Origin of the sequence: Sulfitobacter litoralis, from assembly GCF_900103185.1 — a bacterium.
Taxonomy (GTDB): Bacteria; Pseudomonadota; Alphaproteobacteria; order Rhodobacterales; family Rhodobacteraceae; genus Sulfitobacter; species Sulfitobacter litoralis.
Map to the genome: position 1 here is coordinate 108,833 of NZ_FNJD01000002.1, position 20,754 is coordinate 129,586.

General features: G+C 55.1%; 25 protein-coding genes. 22 read left to right on the forward strand and 3 right to left on the reverse strand.

From position 1 onward, the window contains the following. Genes BLQ98_RS02370 through BLQ98_RS02390 form a run of 5 tightly spaced genes read left to right on the forward strand, consistent with a single transcriptional unit; the run spans position 1 to position 2,937 of the window. Positions 1-432 carry an HPr kinase/phosphorylase gene (locus BLQ98_RS02370; RefSeq protein ID WP_093731751.1) on the forward strand — a complete coding sequence of 144 codons (432 nt, stop codon included), beginning with the start codon at positions 1-3 and terminating at the stop codon, positions 430-432. Then, positions 425-1,318, forward strand: coding sequence for an RNase adapter RapZ (gene rapZ / locus BLQ98_RS02375; protein ID WP_093731752.1), 894 nt, complete (start codon positions 425-427; stop codon positions 1,316-1,318). The genes BLQ98_RS02370 and rapZ overlap by 8 nt, the downstream gene beginning before the upstream one ends. Beyond that, on the forward strand, positions 1,315-1,707 hold the full coding sequence (locus BLQ98_RS02380) for a PTS sugar transporter subunit IIA (protein WP_093731753.1): 393 nt from the start codon (positions 1,315-1,317) through the stop codon (positions 1,705-1,707). The genes rapZ and BLQ98_RS02380 overlap by 4 nt, the downstream gene beginning before the upstream one ends. Positions 1,708-1,721: 14 nt before the next feature. After that, on the forward strand, positions 1,722-1,991 hold the full coding sequence (locus BLQ98_RS02385; RefSeq protein ID WP_093731754.1) for an HPr family phosphocarrier protein: 270 nt from the start codon (positions 1,722-1,724) through the stop codon (positions 1,989-1,991). Between the two features lie 55 nt (positions 1,992-2,046). After that, positions 2,047-2,937 (forward strand): lysophospholipid acyltransferase family protein, encoded by an 891-nt coding sequence (locus BLQ98_RS02390; RefSeq protein WP_093731940.1) that lies wholly within the window; start codon positions 2,047-2,049, stop codon positions 2,935-2,937. A gap of 147 nt (positions 2,938-3,084) precedes the next feature. Here BLQ98_RS02390 and BLQ98_RS02395 read toward each other — a convergent pair whose 3' ends face one another. Then, a complete protein-coding gene (locus BLQ98_RS02395; protein ID WP_093731755.1) occupies positions 3,085-5,406 on the reverse strand; it encodes a DNA topoisomerase IV subunit A in 2,322 nt (773 codons plus the stop codon). A 200-nt stretch (positions 5,407-5,606) separates the two neighbouring features. Between BLQ98_RS02395 and BLQ98_RS02400 the strand changes: the two genes are divergently transcribed. From BLQ98_RS02400 to BLQ98_RS02425, 6 genes are all read left to right on the forward strand, one after another. After that, positions 5,607-6,227, forward strand: a complete 621-nt coding sequence (locus BLQ98_RS02400) for an SH3 domain-containing protein (RefSeq protein ID WP_093731756.1) — start codon at positions 5,607-5,609, stop codon at positions 6,225-6,227. Positions 6,228-6,235: 8 nt separating this feature from the next. Continuing rightward, entirely contained in the window at positions 6,236-7,084 is an 849-nt protein-coding gene (locus BLQ98_RS02405) for an SDR family oxidoreductase (RefSeq protein WP_237271217.1), read from the forward strand. A 58-nt stretch (positions 7,085-7,142) separates the two neighbouring features. Next, positions 7,143-7,349 carry a twin transmembrane helix small protein gene (locus BLQ98_RS02410; protein WP_093731757.1) on the forward strand — a complete coding sequence of 69 codons (207 nt, stop codon included), beginning with the start codon at positions 7,143-7,145 and terminating at the stop codon, positions 7,347-7,349. Next, on the forward strand, positions 7,349-7,921 hold the full coding sequence (locus BLQ98_RS02415; protein ID WP_093731758.1) for a cob(I)yrinic acid a,c-diamide adenosyltransferase: 573 nt from the start codon (positions 7,349-7,351) through the stop codon (positions 7,919-7,921). The genes BLQ98_RS02410 and BLQ98_RS02415 overlap by 1 nt, the downstream gene beginning before the upstream one ends. Before the next feature lie 146 nt (positions 7,922-8,067). Next, positions 8,068-8,826, forward strand: coding sequence for an electron transfer flavoprotein subunit beta/FixA family protein (locus BLQ98_RS02420; RefSeq protein ID WP_093731759.1), 759 nt, complete (start codon positions 8,068-8,070; stop codon positions 8,824-8,826). Then, complete coding sequence (locus BLQ98_RS02425; RefSeq protein ID WP_093731760.1) at positions 8,826-9,752, forward strand: electron transfer flavoprotein subunit alpha/FixB family protein; 927 nt, start codon at positions 8,826-8,828, stop codon at positions 9,750-9,752. The genes BLQ98_RS02420 and BLQ98_RS02425 overlap by 1 nt, the downstream gene beginning before the upstream one ends. A 50-nt stretch (positions 9,753-9,802) precedes the next feature. Here BLQ98_RS02425 and BLQ98_RS02430 read toward each other — a convergent pair whose 3' ends face one another. Next, positions 9,803-10,660 carry a DUF6473 family protein gene (locus BLQ98_RS02430; protein ID WP_336885945.1) on the reverse strand — a complete coding sequence of 286 codons (858 nt, stop codon included), beginning with the start codon at positions 10,658-10,660 and terminating at the stop codon, positions 9,803-9,805. A gap of 125 nt (positions 10,661-10,785) precedes the next feature. On the opposite strand from BLQ98_RS02430, the gene BLQ98_RS02435 reads away from it, so the two are divergent. Beyond that, on the forward strand, positions 10,786-11,661 hold the full coding sequence (locus BLQ98_RS02435) for a 3-hydroxybutyryl-CoA dehydrogenase (protein ID WP_093731761.1): 876 nt from the start codon (positions 10,786-10,788) through the stop codon (positions 11,659-11,661). Between the two features lie 266 nt (positions 11,662-11,927). On the opposite strand, the gene BLQ98_RS02440 is transcribed toward BLQ98_RS02435, so the two are convergent. Beyond that, positions 11,928-13,277 carry a cytochrome P450 gene (locus BLQ98_RS02440; RefSeq protein WP_093731762.1) on the reverse strand — a complete coding sequence of 450 codons (1,350 nt, stop codon included), beginning with the start codon at positions 13,275-13,277 and terminating at the stop codon, positions 11,928-11,930. Between the two features lie 103 nt (positions 13,278-13,380). Between BLQ98_RS02440 and BLQ98_RS02445 the strand changes: the two genes are divergently transcribed. The 10 genes from BLQ98_RS02445 to rpsS all read left to right on the forward strand — a co-directional run bounded on the left by BLQ98_RS02445 (position 13,381) and on the right by rpsS (position 20,753). Then, positions 13,381-14,004 (forward strand): hypothetical protein, encoded by a 624-nt coding sequence (locus tag BLQ98_RS02445; RefSeq protein ID WP_237271219.1) that lies wholly within the window; start codon positions 13,381-13,383, stop codon positions 14,002-14,004. 132 nt (positions 14,005-14,136) lie between these two features. Beyond that, positions 14,137-15,312: an elongation factor Tu gene (gene tuf / locus BLQ98_RS02450; RefSeq protein WP_093731764.1), complete on the forward strand. Its 1,176-nt coding sequence runs from the start codon at positions 14,137-14,139 to the stop codon at positions 15,310-15,312. Between the two features lie 136 nt (positions 15,313-15,448). Further along, positions 15,449-15,982 carry a Pycsar system effector family protein gene (locus tag BLQ98_RS02455; protein WP_093731765.1) on the forward strand — a complete coding sequence of 178 codons (534 nt, stop codon included), beginning with the start codon at positions 15,449-15,451 and terminating at the stop codon, positions 15,980-15,982. 208 nt (positions 15,983-16,190) lie between these two features. After that, complete coding sequence (rpsJ, locus tag BLQ98_RS02460) at positions 16,191-16,508, forward strand: 30S ribosomal protein S10 (protein ID WP_005849850.1); 318 nt, start codon at positions 16,191-16,193, stop codon at positions 16,506-16,508. An 18-nt stretch (positions 16,509-16,526) separates the two neighbouring features. Further along, a complete protein-coding gene (gene rplC, locus BLQ98_RS02465) occupies positions 16,527-17,369 on the forward strand; it encodes a 50S ribosomal protein L3 (RefSeq protein WP_093731766.1) in 843 nt (280 codons plus the stop codon). Continuing rightward, positions 17,366-17,983 carry a 50S ribosomal protein L4 gene (rplD, locus tag BLQ98_RS02470; RefSeq protein WP_093731767.1) on the forward strand — a complete coding sequence of 206 codons (618 nt, stop codon included), beginning with the start codon at positions 17,366-17,368 and terminating at the stop codon, positions 17,981-17,983. The genes rplC and rplD overlap by 4 nt, the downstream gene beginning before the upstream one ends. Then, positions 17,980-18,276: a 50S ribosomal protein L23 gene (locus BLQ98_RS02475; RefSeq protein ID WP_093731768.1), complete on the forward strand. Its 297-nt coding sequence runs from the start codon at positions 17,980-17,982 to the stop codon at positions 18,274-18,276. The genes rplD and BLQ98_RS02475 overlap by 4 nt, the downstream gene beginning before the upstream one ends. 204 nt (positions 18,277-18,480) lie before the next feature. After that, positions 18,481-19,356 (forward strand): DUF1206 domain-containing protein, encoded by an 876-nt coding sequence (locus tag BLQ98_RS02480; protein ID WP_093731769.1) that lies wholly within the window; start codon positions 18,481-18,483, stop codon positions 19,354-19,356. 272 nt (positions 19,357-19,628) lie between these two features. After that, on the forward strand, positions 19,629-20,471 hold the full coding sequence (gene rplB / locus BLQ98_RS02485; protein WP_005849835.1) for a 50S ribosomal protein L2: 843 nt from the start codon (positions 19,629-19,631) through the stop codon (positions 20,469-20,471). A 3-nt stretch (positions 20,472-20,474) separates the two neighbouring features. Next, positions 20,475-20,753 (forward strand): 30S ribosomal protein S19, encoded by a 279-nt coding sequence (gene rpsS / locus BLQ98_RS02490; RefSeq protein ID WP_005849833.1) that lies wholly within the window; start codon positions 20,475-20,477, stop codon positions 20,751-20,753. Position 20,754 lies beyond the last annotated feature (1 nt).

Genomic DNA, 20,754 nt, shown 5'->3' on the forward strand with positions numbered 1-20,754 from the left:
ATGTCACCGACGACCACGATCCACGCCACGACCGTGTCCGTTAAGGGGCGTGGTGTGATGATACGCGGTGCTTCGGGCAGCGGGAAATCTGCGCTGGCATTGCAGCTGATTGCAATGGGGGCCGAGCTTGTGTCGGATGACCGTACAGGGCTGATTAAGCACGATAATCGGCTCATCGCTAGCCCGCCCGACGCGATACAAGGCCTGATCGAAGCGCGCGGCATCGGGATACTGGCCTTGAAATACGAAACTGAAATTCCGATCTACCTCTTAATAGATCTGGACAACGATGAACCCGACCGCCTTCCCGAAATACGCTACGAAGAGGTAATGGGCGTCGCTCTACGATGTCTTAGGCGGTGCGATGGGCCACATTTCGCTGCTTCTGTTTACTTGATGGCAAATATGATGGACTACCCAGCAGATGACTGAGGCAATGACATCCAATCGGCGAATTGTGCTTGTGACCGGTCCGGCAGGGGCAGGGCGGTCTTCCACGTTGAATGTGTTGGAGGATGCCGGTTTCGAAGCGATTGATAATAGCCCGATGCGGATGTTGCGTGCGTTGATCGAGGCACCAGGCCAACTGCGTCCGATGGCTCTTGGCGTTGACCTGCGCAATCGCGATTTTTCGACGGACCGCGTTATTGAGTTAATGGCGGACATGCGATCACGTCCTGACATCGACATCGAACTTCTTTACCTCGATTGCGATACCAACGTACTGCTACGCCGGTTTTCGGAAACGCGCAGGCGCCACCCGATGGCTGCGTCCGCGACACCTATTGAGGGTATCGTGCGTGAGAAAGAACTGCTTGAACCGGTTTTAGCGATCGCGGACGTTTTAATTGATACATCAGACCTGAATGTGCATCAGCTCAGATCAGAGGTAGAGCGCTGGTTCTCGCCTGATGGCGCACGGCACTTGACTGTATCGGTCCAGTCATTCTCGTATAAACGCGGGTTACCGCGCAGTGCTGATATGGTCTTCGACTGCCGCTTCCTGCGAAACCCCTATTGGGAACCCGCGCTGCGGAGCATGAATGGCACCCAGCAACCTGTGGCTGACTACGTTGGTGCCGATCCCTTGTTCGCAAACTTTGCGACACAGGTAAAATCTCTGTGTCAATTGGTCCTGCCCGCCTGCAAGACCGAAGGGAAATCACATATCTCTCTTGCGTTCGGCTGCACAGGGGGGCAACACCGGTCCGTAACTTTGGCCGAATATCTCGCATCCAGCCTGTCGAAAGACGGCTGGCAAGTTTCGGTTAGGCACCGCGAATTAGATCGTAGCAAACGGGAAGAGACATCGCGTTGATTGGTATTGTGATTGTTGCACACGGCGGGTTGGCCAAGGAGTATTTGGCCGCGATCGAGCATGTCGTCGGGTCGCAAAATGGTGTGCGCGCTATTGCGATTTACGCGGACCACGATCGCACCGAGAAGCAGCAAGAAATCTGTCAGGCCGCCGATGCCGTGGACACTGGTAACGGGGTGGTTGTCGTGACCGATCTTTTTGGCGGGTCACCTTCGAACCTTAGCTTGCTTGCGTGTCGCCCCGAAAATCGCCGCATCCTTTATGGCGCAAACCTCCCCATGTTGATCAAGCTGGCCAAGTCCCGTGACTTGGAAGTGCCCGAAGCGGTGCGCGCAGCTTTGGCGGCTGGTAGGAAGTACATTGATAGCCAGAACGTTAGTGCGGAATAGTAAGGCCCTATTATATGACTCAAGTTTCACTGAAAATTGTAAATGAAAAAGGCTTGCACGCGCGCGCCTCTGCCAAATTGGTCGAAGTTGTCGAAGCGTTCGACGCACGTGCGGAAGTCAGCAAAGACGGCATGTCGGCGTCGGGTGACAGCATTATGGGCTTGCTTATGCTCGCGGCTTCGAAAGGGTGCATGATTGATGTGCAGACGTCTGGCCCTGATCAGGAGGCGCTCGCAGATGCCCTGACAGCCTTGGTGGCTGATAAGTTCGGTGAGGGCAACTGATCGCCGGTTTGCCATGGCCGTTGTCGGTTGCCTTGAAGGGTATAAGGTTGAAAATATGACGGAGAATGCGCAAAGCGGACCCGCGCCGTTGTTAAATGATGGAACCGGCGAGCCGGTAACCTTCACCAAATATGATCGCAGCAGCCTTTCCTATGCCTCTACATTCGATCACCCGGTAAAGTCAGGTCTCATCAGCGCTATTGAGCTGTTCACCGGCAAACTCAAAGTGCTCCGCCTGATCCGTCAGTTTGAAAAACAAGGGGCACCGACTGGGCAGGGATTCTGGCGCGCTGCGCTGGATACCATGGGCATCGACCTGACAACGCCGCAGGAGCAGTTGAACCGAATTCCGAAAAGCGGACCCGTCGTCGTCGTTGCGAACCACCCGCACGGAATGGTCGACGGCATGATTTTCGCGGATCTTATCGGTCGGGTCCGGCCCGATTACCGCATCCTCACTCGATCGTTGTTAACCTCAATCGACGAAGTCGCGGGCAGCTATATGATCCCGGTGCCGTTTGCTCACGATCCCGATGCACAACGTAAGGGTGTCGAAATGCGCGCGAAAGCGATGGCACACCTGAAGGCGGGCGGCGTTGTCGCGCTTTTCCCGTCAGGCGTCGTCGCCGCCTCTGATACCATGTTTGGTCCGGCGATCGAAGCAGAGTGGAATGTCTTTACCGCGAAAATGATCCGCCGATCGGGGGCAAAGGTTGTGCCGATGCGGTTTCCCGGTGAAAACAGCCGCGCCTATCAAATCGCAAATAGAATATCGCCAATTTTGCGGCAGGGGTTGCTACTGCACGAGATCGTCCATGCCTGCAATAAGCCCCAGGGTCCGATCGTAGGTCATGCGCTGACGCCGGAACAGATGAGCGCGAACATAGATGACCCGCGTGGCTTTATGGCTTGGCTTCGGGCGCATACGCTTTCGCTTGAAGAGTAACCTTCTGATCTAATTTGATAAATCAAGTTGTGCGGCGTGCTCCTGTGGGGCGGTGTTCGTCAGGTCTGATCGGCGCAGTTGTTGACGACAGGTGCTCGTCAAATACGCTTAGACAAAGATTGCTCCGAGATGACGCGCACCACACGATCAACCGAAGCGGTTGTCACGCGGGAAACCACGTGGGGCCATTCGCCCCGCAGTAGCCCGTTTTCCAGTCCATTCAGTCAAGTCGGGTTCAGTGCGCGTGCGACCCGCCGGATCTTGCCAGCTTAGGCCATTCTCGGCATTGAAGGTGATTGCATCTGACATACCACCATCTTTGTATTTCTGCAGTCGAACGCCTTTGCCGCGACCCATCTCTGGGAGCTCATCTAAGCCAAAGACCAAGACCTTGCGGTTCTCACCAACGACAGCAACTGCGTTTCCCGCCACAGGCGCACAGATCATCGCTTTGACGTCTCCGCGCACATTCAGAACCTGTCGGCCGGTCCGAGTTTGCGCCAACACCTCGTCTTCTGGCACAACGAAGCCATCACCGGCTGATGACGCGACCAAGAGCTTGCGCCCGGGCTTGTGGATCAAGATATCGACAATTTGAACCTCGTTCGGCAGATCAACCATCAAGCGCAACGGCTCTCCCATTCCACGCCCGCCGGGCAGGGTGGAGGCAGAAAGTGTATAGAATCGCCCATTCGTGCCGAAAACGAGCAACCTGTCTGTTGTCTCTGCGTGAAAGATAAAGCGGGGCCCATCGCCGTCTTTGAACTTCAGCTCTCGGTTAAGATCGATGTGGCCGGTCATTGCGCGGATCCACCCCATTTGCGAGCAGACCACAGTGATCGGCTCGCGGTCGATCATCGCCTCAAGTGGGACTTCTTCGACCACGCCGGCCTCGGCAAAGCTTGTTCTGCGACGACCAACGTTTTTGCCGTCTAGTGTCCAATCCTTGCCAAACTTCTTTTTAGTCTCGCGCAACTGGTCAACGATCGTTGTCCACTGGGTCGCTTCGTTTTCCAACAGGTCTTCGAGGCCAGCGCGTTCCGCGATCAGCGCGGATTGTTCGCGAAGAAGTTCGATTTCCTCCAGGCGTCGTAATGACCGCAAACGCATGTTCAAAATGGCGTCGGCCTGAACTTCGGAGAGAGAGTGCTCGGTAGACGGGGCAGGCGGCACATAGCTGGACTCGTTCAACGCACGCGCATGTTCCTTGCCCCAATCTTCCATCATCAGCGCGGATTTCGGGTCATCGTCATAGCGAATGATATCAATGACGCGATCGAGGTTCAGGAAGGCGATGATGAAGCCCTCGAGGACCTCAAGCCGATGATCGATCTTCTCCATGCGATACGCAGAACGTCGCTGCAGCACTTCACGACGGTGATCCAGAAACGCGCGCAGCACTTCCTTCATCGAGCACACTTTGGGTGTCACGCCATCGATCAGCACGTTCATATTGAGAGAGAACCGCACCTCGAGATCCGAGCTACGATACAGCATGCCCATGAGCACCTCGGGATCGACGTTCTTCGAGCGGGGCTCAATAATCAGCCGGATATCCTCTGCCGATTCGTCTCGCACATCGCCCAAAATCGGGATCTTCTTGGTCTGAATCAGCTCGGCGATCTTCTCTATGAGCTTCGATTTTTGTACCTGATAGGGGATTTCGGTAACGACGATCTGCCATGCACCGCGGCCTAGATCTTCGGTCTCCCAGCGGCACCGCAGGCGGAAGCCGCCTTTGCCAGTGCGATATGCGTTTGCAATGTTTTCAGGGGGTTCGACGATGATACCGCCGGTGGGGAAATCGGGGCCCGGGACAAAATTAAGCAAAGTATCATCACGCGCGTCGGGTGTCTTGATGAGGTGAATGCACGCGTCGACGAGTTCCGAAATGTTATGCGGCGGTATGTTGGTCGCCATCCCGACCGCAATGCCCGACGACCCATTCGCCAAAAGGTTCGGGAACTGCGCCGGCAAAACAACGGGCTCTGTCAGCGTGCCGTCGTAGTTTTCCCTAAAATCGACAGCATTTTCGTTCAAGCCCTCGAGCATGGCTTCGGCAACGGCTGTCATCCGCGCTTCGGTGTAGCGGCTTGCGGCAGGGTTATCGCCATCGATGTTGCCAAAGTTACCTTGCCCGTCAACCAACGGATAACGCACGTTAAAATCTTGAGCGAGACGCGCCATCGCATCATAAATCGCGGCGTCACCGTGGGGGTGATAGTTCCCCATCACATCACCGGAAATTTTTGCGGACTTCCGGAATCCCCCGGTGCTGTTAAGCCTCAGTTCACGCATTGCAAATAAGATGCGTCGGTGTACGGGCTTCAAACCATCGCGCGCATCGGGCAGCGCGCGGTGCATAATGGTGGAAAGCGCATAGGTCAGATACCGGTCCCCCAGGGCGCGGCGCAATGGCTCTGACGAATTGCGAGAATTTTGATCGGCGGGGGTGGTTATATCTGACATTTTCCTTGTTTAGCTAAGGGCGCGCGACGCGGCAAGCGACTGTTTGGAGTGTGCATGCTTCGTCCGATGCGCATGGCCCTTAGCAGCTAATGTTTCAATCATGTTGGAACGTTTTACCCAGCATTTGTGTTATGCCTCACAAGAGGGCTTAGAAAGCCTCGCACCGACACGGTGCCAGTCAATACTTCGGGGGATGTGCGATGAAACGGTTTATTTTTCTAACTTTTGGCTTTCTGGGTTGGGCATTCTTCGAAATGAGCGGCGGCGTTGATTTTCAGCCAGCCAGTGCGCGCATCGCTGCAAGTGATGGCGAGCCCTCGCTTGTGATTCAGAAAGTTGCCGCGGACAGAACTCGGAATGTGGTCGAGCCCGCTGTTATCTCCCGAGCAGTCGCATCTGCTCCTATTGCACCGACACCCGCATCTTTCGTGCCAGGATCAAGTTCCGGTAATGCATCAGAGGTGCAAAATGTTTCCGTCTCGCTGACCTCGTTGCGCACCCTAGACGACAATGTAGCTAAGCCTGGCAACAATGACATCACTGCGAACACTGCACCGATTGTTATTCCAAGCTTGATCGCGCCCGGTGATACTGAGACGACCTTAATTGAAGTTGGTTCCGACACCGCTATCCGCTCCGTATCAGGGAATCGTGTAAATGTACGCGGTGGTCCGGGAACCGATTATCAGGTTGTTACCAAACTCGGTCGTGGCGATTCGGTGGAAGTGATCCACGACAACGGCGACGGATGGGTGAAGATGCGTTCATTGGGTGGTGGCCAAGAAGGGTGGATGGCTGATTTTCTCCTCTCGAGCGGCTGATCGCAGGCGTGACCAGAATTAGCGGCGGAGCGGCGCAACGCTCTATACTGATTACCGGATGCTCGTCGGGTATCGGATATGCTGCGGCGCACGCCTTGCGGAAACGTGGTTGGAGCGTTTTTGCGTCGTGCCGTCAGCAGCGGGATTGCGATCGGCTTATCGCCGAAGGGTTCGATGCGCCGCAGCTTGACTATACTGATACGGCTACCATCTCTGCCGCGGTTAATCACGTTCTTGAACTCACGGGTGGTAGGCTGGATGCCCTTTATAATAATGGTGCCCACGCAACTCCAGGGGCAGTGGAAGATTTGCCAACAGCCGCTTTAAGAGAGATTTTTGAAAGCAATTTTTTCGGCTGGCACGAGCTGACAAGCAGCATACTTCCTGTCATGCGGGCGCAGGGTCACGGACGAATTATTCAGTGTTCGTCAGTCCTTGGTCTGGTCACGATGCCATGGCGTGGTGCATATAATGCGACCAAGTTTGCGCTGGAAGGGTTGACCGATACCCTGCGAATTGAGCTTCGCGACACTCCAATTCACGTGAGTTTAATCGAGCCTGGACCAATCACCTCTAATATTCGCGCGAATTCTATTCCGCATTTCGAGCGCTGGATTAGCTGGGAAACGTCACCTCGAAAAACACAGTACGAAAAGCAGCTTTTGGATAGGCTGTATACGCAGCGAGAGCCGGACCGGTTCGAACTTCCGCCGCAAGCTGTAGTCGACAAACTCATCCATGCGCTTGAATCCGACAGGCCCCGACCGCGTTATTATGTCACGACGCCTACACATATCTCGGGCATTTTAAGGCGCATTTTACCTACACGCGCCCTTGATTGGGTGCTGTCTCGATAAATTCGGGTTGCGCTAAAGAATGACCCCGCTACATCTTTCAGCAACACAAAGGATGCTTATGTTCGCTGACCCGTTGTATATCCTAACCGTTATCGCCGTGATCGCGGTTGTTATCGTATTGATTTTTGGGCTTGGGGGCTTCGCTGGTGGCGGAGAATTCAATAAGCGCAATTCAAATAAACTTATGCGCATGCGCATCGTCGCACAGTTCATCGCTGTCGTTCTCATCGTCATATATGTGTACCTGCGAAAGGACGCTGGCTGATGGTTGTTCTTAATAAAATCTATACCCGCACCGGCGACAAAGGCGAAACCGCGTTGGGGAATGGGGACCGTGTGGCTAAACACGACCTGCGGGTCGAGGCATATGGCACATCCGACGAATTGAACTGTTTTGTTGGTGTCGCGCGGCTTGAGGCGAAAGGCGAAACCGATGCCGCCTTATCGCGTATCCAGAACGACCTGTTCGACCTGGGCGCTGACCTGTGCCGCCCCGATATGGAAACGGATGCAGACGCCGAATACCCGCCTCTGCGCCTCGCGGCCGAGCAAGTCGACAGGCTTGAGCGTGAGATTGACGTGATGAACGCTGATCTGTCGCCGCTGCGCAGCTTTATTCTGCCTGGCGGCACCGCACTTGCCGCACATTTGCACGTGTGCCGGACAGTTGCCCGCCGCGCCGAACGGCTTGCGGTGCACTTGGCAGACAGAGATTCTATCAATCCCGCCACCGTCAAATATCTCAACCGGCTCAGCGATTGGTTTTTCGTCGCTGCCCGAGTGTCAAACAATGGCGGCAAAGACGATGTATTGTGGGTGCCGGGGGCAAATCGCTAAAGCTGACAGTCAGGAACGCCGCGTCGAAAGACAATAAATTACTATTTTTGACTGTTTTGCATTCGATTGCTTCGTTACACCGACGAAGAGTTCACATGATCTGGGTCGTAATGGCTTTGATCGTCAACTGAGGAGAGAGAACGCTCATGAAGGTACTGGTACCTGTAAAGCGCGTGATCGACTACAACGTGAAAGTACGCGTCAAAGCGGACGGCACGGGTGTTGATCTTGCCAACGTAAAGATGTCGATGAACCCGTTTGACGAGATTTCCGTCGAACAAGCGATCCGCATGAAAGAGGCCGGCCAGGTCGAAGAAGTTGTGGTCGTCTCCATCGGCGTGAAACAGGCGCAGGAAACGCTGCGCACGGCACTCGCAATGGGCGCAGATCGCGCCATTCTGATCGTCGCTGCAGATGATGTGCACAACGACATCGAGCCTCTGACCGTCGCGAAGATCTTGAAGGGTGTTGTCGACGAAGAGCAGCCGAACCTTGTGCTTTGTGGCAAGCAAGCGATCGACAATGATATGAATGCTACCGGCCAGATGCTTTCCGCTCTGCTCGGTTGGTCGCAAGCAACATTCGCGTCCAAAGTCGACATCGATGGGGACAGCGCCGTTGTTACACGTGAAGTCGATGGCGGTTTGCAGACTATTAAGGTTTCCATGCCTACAGTTGTCACCGTGGACCTGCGTTTGAACGAACCACGCTATGCGTCGCTGCCTAACATCATGAAGGCTAAGAAAAAGCCTTTGGATGAGAAAACACCCGCCGATTATGGCGTTGAGGTTTCCAACAGTTTGGAGATCATCAAGACGGTTGAGCCGGCAGAGCGTGCTGCAGGCATCAAGGTGGAGTCGGTTGACGAACTGGTTGCCAAACTTAAAGAAGCGGGGGCTGTATAATGGCTGTTCTACTCCTTGCAGAAGTAACTGACGGCGAATTGGCGCTCGACGCGACATCGAAGGCCGTTTCCGCGGCCAAGATGTTGGGCGACGTCACTGTACTTTGCGCGGGCGGCTCTGCCGCAGCTGCGGGTGAAGCGGCCGCCAAGATCGACGGCGTTTCCAAGGTTTTGGTTGCTGAAGATGAAACACTCGGCCATCGCCTTGCGGAATCAACTGCAGCATTGATCGTATCTCTCGCCGATGGGTATGATCACATCGCGGCACCCGCGACGACAGACGCCAAAAACGTTATGCCACGCGTTGCAGCTTTGCTCGACGTGATGTTGCTGTCAGATGTGTCCGGTGTTGTAGATGCCGATACCTTTGAACGCCCGATCTATGCCGGTAACGCGATTCAAACCGTGAAGTCATCGGACGCGAAAAAAGTCATCACTTTCCGCACTACCACATTCGATGCGGCGGCTGGCGGCGGCTCTGCTTCAGTTGAAACCGTCTCTGCGGCGGCTGATCCTGGACTTTCTTCCTGGGTTGAAGATCATGTCGCAGAAAGCGATCGGCCCGAGCTTACATCGGCTGGCGTTGTTGTTTCTGGCGGCCGTGGTGTCGGCTCCGAAGAAGACTTTGCTTTGATCGAAAAACTGGCTGACAAACTGGGTGCCGCTGTAGGGGCATCGCGCGCCGCAGTTGATTCCGGTTACGCTCCGAATGACTGGCAGGTCGGGCAGACCGGCAAAGTCGTCGCACCCGAGCTGTATGTCGCAGTTGGCATTTCCGGTGCGATCCAGCATTTGGCGGGTATGAAAGACAGCAAGATCATCGTCGCCATCAACAAAGACGAAGAAGCACCAATCTTTCAGGTTGCTGATTATGGTTTGGTCGCTGATCTGTTTGAAGCGGTTCCGGAACTTATTGAAAAACTGTAATCCTTCCGGATTATGAACTAAAAGGTCCGCCTATTTTGGCGGGCCTTTTTTTATGCAAAGCGTCGTACTGCTGGCACCAGAATATCTGCAATTTCACGGTGTGCTCGAACGCCAGCCAGTTGGGTCGCCTGTTTTCTCTCCTCTTTCGGAAAGACCATGCCCGTTGTGCCCTCAGAGACGGCATGCGGTGATGGTGAAACCTGAATCAGCTTTGCAGCCATGGGTTCAACCTGTTCAATCATCCTGCGTGTCACAAATAGGGGGGCGGACCCGATGGCGGGATCGTTCGTTGGTACCTCGTCATGGGCACTCAGCCATAGCAGAACGCAAGGTCCGGTCATGCGCCCAATAAGGTGCCTCATGCGTGCGACCCAGGCTTCCTGCAATTCATTAACCACAAGTTCAAAACGTGTGTTCGACACTGTCCATAGTGCGTTCAAAAGGTGGCGGGTAAAATGAAACTCCGCAAAATCGACTTCTGGATAGATCGAGCAAAGGAGTTCAGACGGGGCTATAAAACGGTCGTTTCGTCGGGGGTGAACCGAATAGTATCGGTTGGTCATATTATGCGCATCCATGATCTGCACTACAGTGACCTGTGCTGCGCTGGCGAGACGCATGATCTCGTCGTCGCGAATAAATACGTCAACACCGGCGCTTGGGGTGCCAAGATTCACGCAAGGCAAAGCCACCTGACGTTCGACAAGCGTCGGAAACGGCAGCGCTATATAACGGCCAAAGGTATTCGCCCCCCCCATAAAGGCCACGTAGGGGACCGAGGTATTCCGGCGCGGTCCCCTAAATTTGAGCTTCGACCCGCCATAGCGACACAACGCATAGTCAAGCCCCCCCAGCTTCCTTATTTCGCAACTCATAGCTAACGCCCTATGCCAACTCATTCTGGGCATAGGATGGCCTTAAGTATTTTCGATTCCCTTAAAGTTCGGATTTATGAAAAGCTGTCATGAATTCCGGCCCTTGCGGCTGCTACCCCGCCCGCTTTATGCTGCAGCGAAACAAGAGGGGACAGCGCATGGATATCCAGACAATAGGCATCGTCGGCGCGGGCCAGATGGGCAATGGCATTGCCCATGTAATGGCTTTGGCAGGCTATGACGTTCTGCTGACTGACGTGAGCGCAGAGGCCCTGCAAAAGGCTGTTGATACGATCACCGGTAATCTGGACCGGCAGGTCGGGCGGGGGAAAGTGTCAGAAGCCGACCGTGACGCAACCTTGAAAAGAATCGTTACAACACAGGCGCTTGCTGATTTAGGGCAAAGTGATCTTGTGATCGAAGCGGCGACCGAACGTGAAACAGTCAAACAAGCGATCTTCGAAGATCTGATCCCCCACCTCAAGCCGACGACAATCCTAACGTCGAACACGTCCTCGATTTCAATCACGAGACTGGCAAGCCGAACCGACCGCCCCGAAAAATTCATGGGTTTCCATTTCATGAACCCGGTTCCGGTGATGCAGCTTGTCGAGCTTATCCGTGGGATCGCGACGGATAAAGAAACGTTTGCGGCTTGCCGTGCTGTCGTTGAAAAATTAGGAAAAACGGCGGCATCGGCCGAAGATTTTCCGGCATTTATCGTAAATCGTATCTTGATGCCGATGATCAACGAAGCTGTTTATACGCTTTATGAGGGGGTGGGGTCGGTCGAGTCGATTGACAGCTCCTTGAAGCTTGGCGCGAACCACCCAATGGGCCCGCTAGAGCTTGCCGATTTCATCGGACTGGACACCTGTCTGGCCATTATGAACGTGTTGCATGACGGTCTGGCTGATACGAAATATCGCCCTTGTCCCTTGCTTACCAAATATGTTGAAGCTGGATGGTTGGGGCGCAAATCGCAAAGAGGCTTTTATGACTATCGCGGTGATGTCCCTGTTCCCACACGGTAATTTCCTCACGGACGCAATGCGCCAGATTTGTTCACCGAACGGCACCCTGGTGAGGTGAAGGCGATTTTTGACAGTATCGTACTACCATAGTGAAACGGCTTGGAATTATAACCGACAGGTCCGCGGGAGCTTTTGACGAAGCGAAGAACATTCTTAAAACGCCTCAGTAGGCGCCCCGGGGAGTACCCGTGAGCATTCTGCCGTATCAATTTTGTATTATCTTGCCGTAGGGGCCGCGTTGGAAGTGGCCGGTCGCAGGACATTGGTTAAACGGGCGTTGCTATTAACCAGACGCCGCCCTCGGGACGCAGTGTCAATATCATAACCGGCTCAGGATCTTTGCCGCCGACTGGGGCGAAACGGAAACGTGATAGCAATGTTGCAAGGATGATCACGGCTTCCTGCTGCGCGAAGGAGGCCCCGATACAAATTCGCGGACCGTCGCCAAAAGGGAGATAGGCGTAGCGATCGATTGCCTTGCGATTGCGGAACCGGTCAGGGTCAAAAGCATCAGGGTTTTCCCATAGCAGCCGATGGCGACCAAGTGCGTAGATCGGAATCATCACCGTATCGCCTGGCTTGACCTCCCTGTGGCTCAGAATGTCGTGCTTTTGTGCCGTACGTGATATGATGCCGGCTGGCGGATACAGGCGGAGCGTTTCGTCGATAATCTGACGGATATAGGGCAGATGTTCGACATCCGTGCCGGTTGCCGCACGTCCTGCCAAGACACTCTGGGCTTCGGCGCGGGCTTTGTCCTGAACCTTTTGATCGAACCCGACCAGATACAGTGCCCATGACAAGGTGAGCGCGGTCGTCTCGTGTCCGGCGACGATAAACGTCAGTAAGTTGTCCCGTAGCTCTGCCGTATTCATTTGGCGTTTGGTCTCGGGATCGACACCGCCAAGCAGCAGGTCCAGCAGGTCCGGCATCTTGCTAGTACCACGCTGCGCGCGCGCGCGTATGGCGTCATCGGCAATCCGCTTCATGTCCCGAAGAGCGCGACCAGACATCGCGCGCCCAGGCCGCGGTAGCCAATCGGGGAACCCGAGAATGTCGAACAGGCTGATTTTTCCAGCTTCTGCGATGTAGGCATCTATCGCCCGATGAACGGCACCACGGTCGAAACCATCACCACCGGAAAATGTTACGTCCGAAATCACATCAAACGTCGTCGTCACCATCTCGTCCAGCAGGTTTATGGCTGCTGGTCCGGCGGAAGAAATCCGATCAGCTGAACGCTCCGCCGCTGCAGTCATAATTGGCGCCAAGTTTAACATATTTCGATGGGAAAAGGCGGGTGCCACTGCGCGGCGTTGCCACCGCCACTGTGCGCCCTCTGCGATGAACAGCGAATCCCCAATGGCCGGACGTAACAGGTTCTTTGTCACTTGCGACTTGGGATAGTCATCCACCCGATCAAGCAACATTTCGCGAATAGCAGTAGGGTCCATCACCATGTGCCAGCGTTTGCCCATTTTCCCCGATACCATAGGCTGTTTGACAGCAAGCTCCGGAATAATGCTCAACACGTTGCGACGCGCCATCGCGAGGCTGCGAAGCAGGCCTACGGGACGGTTAATCAAAGCCACACGGGCGGGCAGGGGACGATCCATGATATTGCTCCTCGGACAGGCGATCACACCGTAGCACGCAAAGCAGCCCCTGCCACTGTGGCAAACGTTGAACCTGAACCAGCCTTAGGGTATCGCAGAAGGCATGAATGCGCCGAGGAGGCTTGAAGTGGTTCGAATTTTATCAGCTTTGATCAGTATTGTTGTTCTTACGGCGTGTAACGGGGCGTCTGATCTCGACAAGCCGGCAGTGCCGCTGGGAGATTTCAACCTGTATCATAATATTGTCGTCGCACCGAAGGTGCAGAAGCTGCCGATCAGCCGCGAAGTCAGCAAAGATGTTCTGACCACAGCCATCAAAGATGCCATTGCTGAACGGTTTGACCGATACGACGGGACGCGAAACTATCATTTCGGCGTCAGTGTTGAGGGGTATGTTTTGGCACCTCCTGGTATTCCGCTTGTACTTGCGCCCAAGTCGATCATGATTCTGAACCTCACCGTCTGGGATGACGCCGCAGGTAAGAAGCTCACCGACGAGCCGCATCAGATCACCGTGTTCGAATCTTTGGATCAGGGCCCTATCGTCGGGTCAGGCTATACCAAGACTGCTGAAGAGCAGCTTAAGAACCTCAGCCAGAATGCGGCAAAGTCGATCGAAAATTATTTGGTCAAGCAAAATAAGGCCGAAGGATGGTTCGAGCGGCCTGCAGATGCGATCATCAAACGGGCTGAAGTCGCCTCTACGCCGGCAGTAACTGAAAACTAGCGCGCATTTACATGAATTCTCGGGGGGTGTTTGGCCAACAGGTGCTTGATTTTATGCGCCAGACCCAATACATCGCCCGCCAGATAGGTTTGGGTCTGGTTTCAGGCCCTCGTTAATATAAAGGGCTGCACCATGGCTAAGGCAAAGTTTGAACGTAATAAACCACACGTTAACATCGGTACCATTGGTCACGTTGACCACGGTAAAACGACGTTGACCGCTGCGATCACGAAATACTTCGGCGACTTCCGCGCCTATGACCAAATCGATGGCGCGCCCGAAGAAAAAGCACGCGGTATCACTATTTCGACCGCTCACGTTGAATATGAAACCGAAGCACGTCACTACGCCCACGTCGACTGCCCCGGCCACGCTGACTATGTGAAAAACATGATCACCGGTGCGGCTCAGATGGACGGCGCGATCTTGGTTGTGAACGCGGCTGATGGCCCCATGCCACAAACCCGCGAGCACATCTTGCTGGGCCGCCAGGTTGGTATTCCAACCATGGTCGTCTACATGAACAAAGTTGACCAGGTTGACGACGAAGAGCTGCTGGAATTGGTGGAAATGGAAATCCGCGAATTGCTGTCTTCCTACGACTACCCAGGCGACGACATGCCTGTGATCCCTGGCTCCGCTCTGGCAGCTATGGAAGGTCGCGATGAGGAAATCGGCGAGAAATCCATCCGCGCGCTGATGGCCGCTGTTGACGAATACATCCCGACACCAGCACGCGCTGTTGACCAGCCGTTCCTGATGCCAGTGGAAGACGTGTTCTCGATCTCCGGTCGTGGTACAGTTGTGACGGGCCGTGTTGAGCGTGGCGTGATCAACGTTGGCGACGAAATCGAAATCGTTGGCATCCGCGACACCAAGAAAACCACCTGTACCGGCGTTGAAATGTTCCGCAAACTGCTGGACCGCGGTGAAGCTGGCGACAACATCGGTGCGCTGCTGCGCGGCGTTGACCGTGAAGGCGTTGAGCGTGGTCAGGTTCTGTGTAAGCCAGGTTCGGTTAAGCCGCACACCAAGTTCACAGCCGAAGCCTATATCCTCACCAAGGAAGAGGGTGGCCGTCACACGCCGTTCTTCGCGAACTACCGTCCACAGTTCTACTTCCGGACAACAGACGTCACCGGTACCGTTCAGCTGCCAGAAGGCACTGAAATGGTTATGCCCGGCGACAACCTGCAGTTCGACGTTGAGCTGATCGCCCCCATCGCGATGGAAGACGGTCTGCGTTTCGCGATCCGCGAAGGCGGCCGCACCGTTGGCGCGGGCGTTGTTTCCAAGATCAACGAATAAGCCAATCAGCGGGTTACCCCGCTGACAGCTGACAAAACGAAGGCCGCTCCTGCAAGGGGGCGGCCTTTTTTGCGGGCGACCTGCGGCCAAGCTGTATTGTGTCGCATAGAGATCTTTACCCTAGGAAGAGGCAGCCATGATGTTTCCCAGCTCTGATGCCAGCAGCGCTGCGCACCGCCGGCAGTATTTTCAGATCGCACTGGAAGAGGCGCAGGCCACGGTGCGGGGTTATGATACAAAAGCTCAAATTGTCGGTATCGGATATACATTTACTCTGAACATCGTTGCGGCGGTTGTGGGTGGCTTGCCCGGCGCTGACCAGTCCGGGATCATGTACGTACTGGTCTTCTGGTCCGTGGTCATGGCCCCGCTGTTTCTATTTGGCTATGTGCTTTACCCATCGCGGCGATCTGTTTCGAAGGTGCCGGACGGCGGAGCTGCAGGCGTGTGTCGCGCGCTTTATGTCCAGACCTCGCGTTATCCCACGGTCGAATCGCTTAGGTCCGCCGTGGCCGAGGTGGATTGGGAAGACGAGCTCGCTTATGAGCTGTTGATGGTGTCCAAACTACGCGAGCAAAAACGCGCGCGCTTTATTGTTGCGCTCGTTGCGACAGTCCTGTCGTTTATCGTGCTTGCGCTGCGCCATATTTGGCCTTTTTTCCTACTTTGACGATCACCCTAGGCCATGCGAACAGGGCGGATTTGCGCGAAACGTCTGATTCACCCCTTGCCACATGGCGTGACCTGACCTATAGAGCGCAAGTCTCAGCGGGGTGCGTTTTTACGCGCCCCGTTTGATTTACGACAAAACGCAATGAAGGGCCGTGATGAGGCGTCTCTTCCTCTTCGTTTCTACTCCCAATGAGGGATGATGACATATGGCACAAAGCCAAAACATCCGCATCCGTTTGAAGGCGTTCGATTACCGTGTGCTGGATGCGTCCACACAAGAAATCGTCAACACCGCCAAGCGTACCGGTGCATCTGTTCGCGGCCCAATTCCGCTGCCGAACAAGATCGAGAAATTCACTGTTCTGCGTGGCCCACACGTTGACAAGAAATCCCGTGACCAGTTCGAAATCCGCACGCACAAGCGTCTGCTGGATATCGTTGATCCGACCCCCCAGACCGTGGACGCGCTGATGAAGCTCGACCTGGCCGCTGGTGTGGACGTCGAGATCAAGCTGCAGTCATAAGCGTAGGAGGGTAATATTATGTTGCGCTCAGGCGTTATTGCAAAAAAAATGGGCATGACCCGTTTGTTCATGGAAGACGGCAAGCAGATCCCTGTGACCGTTCTTCAGCTCGACAAACTTCAGGTTGTTGCTCAGCGTACCATCGAACGGGACGGCTACACAGCTGTTCAGCTCGGCGCAGGTACAGCCAAGGTTAAACGGACGTCGCAAGCCATGCGCGGTCACTTTGCAGCAGCAAAGGTTGAACCAAAGCGTAAGGTCGCGGAATTCCGCATCGACCCAGAAGCCATGTTGAACGTCGGCGAAGAAATCATCGCCGATCATTACTTTGCTGGTCAGTATGTTGACGTTGCAGGCACATCTATCGGTAAAGGTTTTGCCGGTGCGATGAAGCGCCACAACTTTGGCGGTTTGCGTGCGACACACGGTGTTTCTGTATCTCACCGTTCGCACGGTTCCACCGGTCAGTGTCAGGATCCGGGCAAGGTTTTCAAAGGCAAAAAAATGGCCGGTCACATGGGTTCCGCTCGTGTAACAACTCAGAACCTCGAGGTTGTCAAAACGGACAGCGTACGTGGTCTGATCATGGTCAAAGGTGCCGTTCCAGGCTCCAAAGGTGGTTGGGTGACTGTTAAGGATGCGGTGAAAAAGCCGTTCCCCGAAGACGCAATCCTGCCCGCCGCTTTGAAATCTGCTGCAGACGAAGCCGCTAAAGCAGCTGAAGAAGCCGCCGCAGCAGCAGCCGCAGAAGCCGAAGCCGAAGCAGCACGCTTGGCTGAAGAGCAAGCAGCAACCGAAGCTGCCGCCCTTGCAGAAGCCGAAGCATCCATTGAGTCGGACAAGAAGGAAGGTGACGAATGAAACTTGATGTCATCAAACTCGACGGCGGCGCAGCCGGTTCGGTAGACCTGGACGAGGCCCTGTTCGGTCTTGAGCCACGCGCCGACATTCTGCACCGTGTTGTCCGCTGGCAGCGTAACAACGCGCAGCAGGGTACGCACAAGGTCAAGACACGGTCCGAGGTCAGCTATTCGACCAAGAAGATCTATCGTCAGAAAGGCACCGGCGGCGCACGCCACGGCGCACGTTCTGCACCGATCTTCCGTAAGGGTGGTATCTACAAGGGTCCGACCCCGCGTAGCCACGGCCACGAACTGACCAAGAAGTTCCGCAAACTGGGTCTGCGCCACGCTTTGTCTGCCAAGGCAAAAACAGGCAGCCTGGTTATCATCGACGATGTAAACTCGGATGGGAAAACCGCAGCTTTGGCCAAACAGGTTAAGAACCTGGGCTGGAAACGCGCGTTGATCATCGACGGTGCCTCGGTAAATGAGAACTTCTTGCAAGCCGCGCGCAACATCGAAGGTCTGGATATCCTGCCAACGATGGGTGCAAACGTCTATGACATCCTCAAGCGTGATACACTCGTGATCACCAAAGCAGGGATCGAAGCACTGGAGGCCCGTTTGAAATGAGCGCCAAGCACGAACATTACGATGTGATCCGCAAGCCGATCATCACTGAAAAAGCGACAATGGCTTCCGAGCACAACGCCGTCGTTTTCGAAGTCGCGATCGACAGCAACAAGCCAATGATCAAAGAAGCTGTTGAAGCTCTCTTTGGTGTCAAGGTGAAGGCCGTGAACACGTCCATCACCAAAGGCAAGGCAAAGCGTTTCCGCGGCCAGATGGGGCGCCGGAAGGACGTTAAGAAGGCTTACGTTATGCTCGAAGAGGGTAACACCATCGACGTATCCACCGGTCTGTAAGTCAGACTGGACGCGAAAAATGAAAGGCCCCTCACCGCAAGGTGGGGGGCCTTTTCCTATTTGGCGATTGCGTTTGGAGTGACGATGCCTATTTGGGCTCATTCGCGGGAACTTGCCGACCAGCGGTGCGTTGTTGTCCCACATGTCATCAAAGTAAGGGCCCCGCTTTCCGGTGCCGGCTTTGCGCGAAGGGGTATCGTCACAATGTCGGCCAATAGCCATCAATCCACCCGATCGGAAATTCTATCACACATCGACCCAGATGACTTCTCCTGGGCCGTGCCGATTATGCGCACTGGCTATGCCGGACGCGGGTTGGTTTATCTGGTGGTTGCTGGATTGTCCTTGTGGTCCGTCTTGTCGGGCGGGCAGGCCGAGGGCACGAAATCAACGCTGCAGTCGTTGGATGGGGCGACCGGCTTTGCCGTGATCTTTGCCATTGCTACGGGCATGTTTGCCTATGCGATCTGGCGCGCTGTCGATAGCTTTTGGGATCTTGAGGCTTACGGGTCCGGCGCGAAAGGTATTGTCGCGCGCATTGGGATGCTGGTCACCGGTATTATCCACGGCGCAATCGGTGCCTTGGCCGTCACTGTGCTGGGGGTTTCGTCTTCGGGGTCGAGCAGCAAAGAGCTCTTGAACCAGTTCCTTCAAACGCCGGCAGGCGTCTGGGTTGTCGGCGGGATAGGGTTGGTCACAATGGGCACCGGATTCTACTATTTCTACAAAGCTGCGACGCAGTCATACCGTGAACATCTGGAAGCCAACCATTTTACCATGCACTGGAACCCGGCTTTGCGTATCGGTGTCGCCGCGCAGGGGGTTGTTGTGCTGATCATCGGCGGTCTGATCGTTTACGCCGCGATGAGCGCGAATGCATCGGATACCGGTGGCATTGATGCGGCTTTTGAATGGTTGCACCAGCAGGCCTATGGGCGCATTCTGGTGGGGCTTCTCTGTGCAGGGCTACTGATGTTCTCGTTGTTTTGCTTCGTGAACGCAGTGTACCGGATTGTCCCGAAGGCAGCTGATCCGTCCGTGCAAAGCGTGGCGCGCAAGATCAAGTCGATGGCACAGTAAGACGCATCAGGGTCAGGTCGGTCGGCTTTTGCCGACTATTCCCCGACGCTCCCTTGACCCTCGGGTGATCCTACCCTAAACGACCCCATCGGCAGTGCCCCGGATTCGTCCGGGGCTGTGTCGTTTTGCGCGTTGGTAGGTTCTAGCCGCACGCAACGTCCGGCAAAGGGGTTCTTTGTCTGGCATTTCAAATTGGGGACCTTCGGGGCCCTACAACCATCTCGGCACCATCACGACGGGGCCGGGGACAAGCAAAACGGAAGACAGAGAACATGGCACTCAAGTCGTACAAACCGACGACGCCAGGCCAGCGTGGGCTGGTACTGATCGACCGTTCGGAGCTTTGGAAAGGCCGCCCGGTCAAATCCCTTACACAGGGTTTGACCAAATCAGGCGGTCGGAACAACACCGGACGGATCACAATGCGTCGCACAGGCGGTGGGGCAAAGCGCCTTTACCGTATCGTCGATTTCAAACGCAACAAGCTGGACATGTCCGCTGTTGTCGCACGGATCGAATATGACCCTAACCGGACCGCATTCATCGCACTGATCCAGTACGAAGACGGCGAACAGGCTTACATCCTGGCACCACAGCGTATCGCTGTCGGCGACAAGGTGATTTCCTCGGCCAAGGCCGACATCAAGCCTGGTAACGCTATGCCATTTTCGGGCATGCCTATCGGTACAATCGTTCACAACATCGAAATGAAGCCAGGCAAAGGCGGCCAGATCGCACGCGCCGCCGGTACCTACGCACAGTTCGTAGGCCGTGATGGTGGATACGCTCAGATCCGTTTGTCCTCGGGCGAACTGCGTCTGGTGCGTCAGGAATGCATGGCCACCGTTGGTGCCGTGTCCAACCCTGACAACTCCAACCAGAACTACGGTAAAGCGGGCCGCATGCGTCACAAGGGCATCCGCCCTTCGGTACGTGGTGTTGTTATGAACCCGATCGACCACCCTCACGGTGGTGGTGAAGGCCGTACCTCGGGTGGTCGTCACCCTGTTACGCCCTGGGGCAAGCCCACAAAGGGTGCAAAAACCCGCAACAAGAACAAAGCGTCCAGCAAGCTTATCCTACGCTCGCGCCACGCCAAGAAGAAGGGGCGTTAATAGATGTCTCGTTCAGTATGGAAAGGTCCTTTTGTTGACTCTTATGTCCTCAAAAAGGCCGAAGCCTCCCGCGAAAGCGGTCGCAGCGAAGTGATCAAAATTTGGTCGCGCCGTTCCACGATCTTGCCACAGTTTGTTGGCCTGACGTTCGGTGTGTACAACGGTCATAAGCACATCCCTGTAAACGTCAGCGAAGAGATGATTGGTCAGAAGTTTGGTGAGTATTCGCCAACTCGCACCTATTATGGTCACGCAGCCGACAAAAAAGCGAAGCGGAAATAAG

Excerpts from the sequence above, each read along its gene's own strand:
- rplC (WP_093731766.1), top strand. The coding sequence starts at position 16,527 with ATGTTGCGCTCAGGCGTTATTGCAAAAAAAATGGGCATGACCCGTTTG.
- rpsS (WP_005849833.1), top strand. The coding sequence starts at position 20,475 with ATGTCTCGTTCAGTATGGAAAGGTCCTTTTGTTGACTCTTATGTCCTC.
- BLQ98_RS02410 (WP_093731757.1), top strand. The coding sequence starts at position 7,143 with ATGTTCGCTGACCCGTTGTATATCCTAACCGTTATCGCCGTGATCGCG.
- rplD (WP_093731767.1), top strand. The coding sequence starts at position 17,366 with ATGAAACTTGATGTCATCAAACTCGACGGCGGCGCAGCCGGTTCGGTA.
- BLQ98_RS02370 (WP_093731751.1), top strand. The coding sequence starts at position 1 with ATGTCACCGACGACCACGATCCACGCCACGACCGTGTCCGTTAAGGGG.
- BLQ98_RS02435 (WP_093731761.1), top strand. The coding sequence starts at position 10,786 with ATGGATATCCAGACAATAGGCATCGTCGGCGCGGGCCAGATGGGCAAT.
- BLQ98_RS02415 (WP_093731758.1), top strand. The coding sequence starts at position 7,349 with ATGGTTGTTCTTAATAAAATCTATACCCGCACCGGCGACAAAGGCGAA.
- BLQ98_RS02445 (WP_237271219.1), top strand. The coding sequence starts at position 13,381 with ATGAATGCGCCGAGGAGGCTTGAAGTGGTTCGAATTTTATCAGCTTTG.
- rplB (WP_005849835.1), top strand. The coding sequence starts at position 19,629 with ATGGCACTCAAGTCGTACAAACCGACGACGCCAGGCCAGCGTGGGCTG.
- tuf (WP_093731764.1), top strand. The coding sequence starts at position 14,137 with ATGGCTAAGGCAAAGTTTGAACGTAATAAACCACACGTTAACATCGGT.
- BLQ98_RS02475 (WP_093731768.1), top strand. The coding sequence starts at position 17,980 with ATGAGCGCCAAGCACGAACATTACGATGTGATCCGCAAGCCGATCATC.
- BLQ98_RS02385 (WP_093731754.1), top strand. The coding sequence starts at position 1,722 with ATGACTCAAGTTTCACTGAAAATTGTAAATGAAAAAGGCTTGCACGCG.
- BLQ98_RS02455 (WP_093731765.1), top strand. The coding sequence starts at position 15,449 with ATGATGTTTCCCAGCTCTGATGCCAGCAGCGCTGCGCACCGCCGGCAG.
- BLQ98_RS02425 (WP_093731760.1), top strand. The coding sequence starts at position 8,826 with ATGGCTGTTCTACTCCTTGCAGAAGTAACTGACGGCGAATTGGCGCTC.
- BLQ98_RS02480 (WP_093731769.1), top strand. The coding sequence starts at position 18,481 with ATGTCGGCCAATAGCCATCAATCCACCCGATCGGAAATTCTATCACAC.
- BLQ98_RS02395 (WP_093731755.1), bottom strand. The coding sequence starts at position 5,406 with ATGTCAGATATAACCACCCCCGCCGATCAAAATTCTCGCAATTCGTCA.
- BLQ98_RS02390 (WP_093731940.1), top strand. The coding sequence starts at position 2,047 with ATGACGGAGAATGCGCAAAGCGGACCCGCGCCGTTGTTAAATGATGGA.
- rpsJ (WP_005849850.1), top strand. The coding sequence starts at position 16,191 with ATGGCACAAAGCCAAAACATCCGCATCCGTTTGAAGGCGTTCGATTAC.
- BLQ98_RS02420 (WP_093731759.1), top strand. The coding sequence starts at position 8,068 with ATGAAGGTACTGGTACCTGTAAAGCGCGTGATCGACTACAACGTGAAA.
- rapZ (WP_093731752.1), top strand. The coding sequence starts at position 425 with ATGACTGAGGCAATGACATCCAATCGGCGAATTGTGCTTGTGACCGGT.
- BLQ98_RS02440 (WP_093731762.1), bottom strand. The coding sequence starts at position 13,277 with ATGGATCGTCCCCTGCCCGCCCGTGTGGCTTTGATTAACCGTCCCGTA.
- BLQ98_RS02430 (WP_336885945.1), bottom strand. The coding sequence starts at position 10,660 with ATGCCCAGAATGAGTTGGCATAGGGCGTTAGCTATGAGTTGCGAAATA.
- BLQ98_RS02400 (WP_093731756.1), top strand. The coding sequence starts at position 5,607 with ATGAAACGGTTTATTTTTCTAACTTTTGGCTTTCTGGGTTGGGCATTC.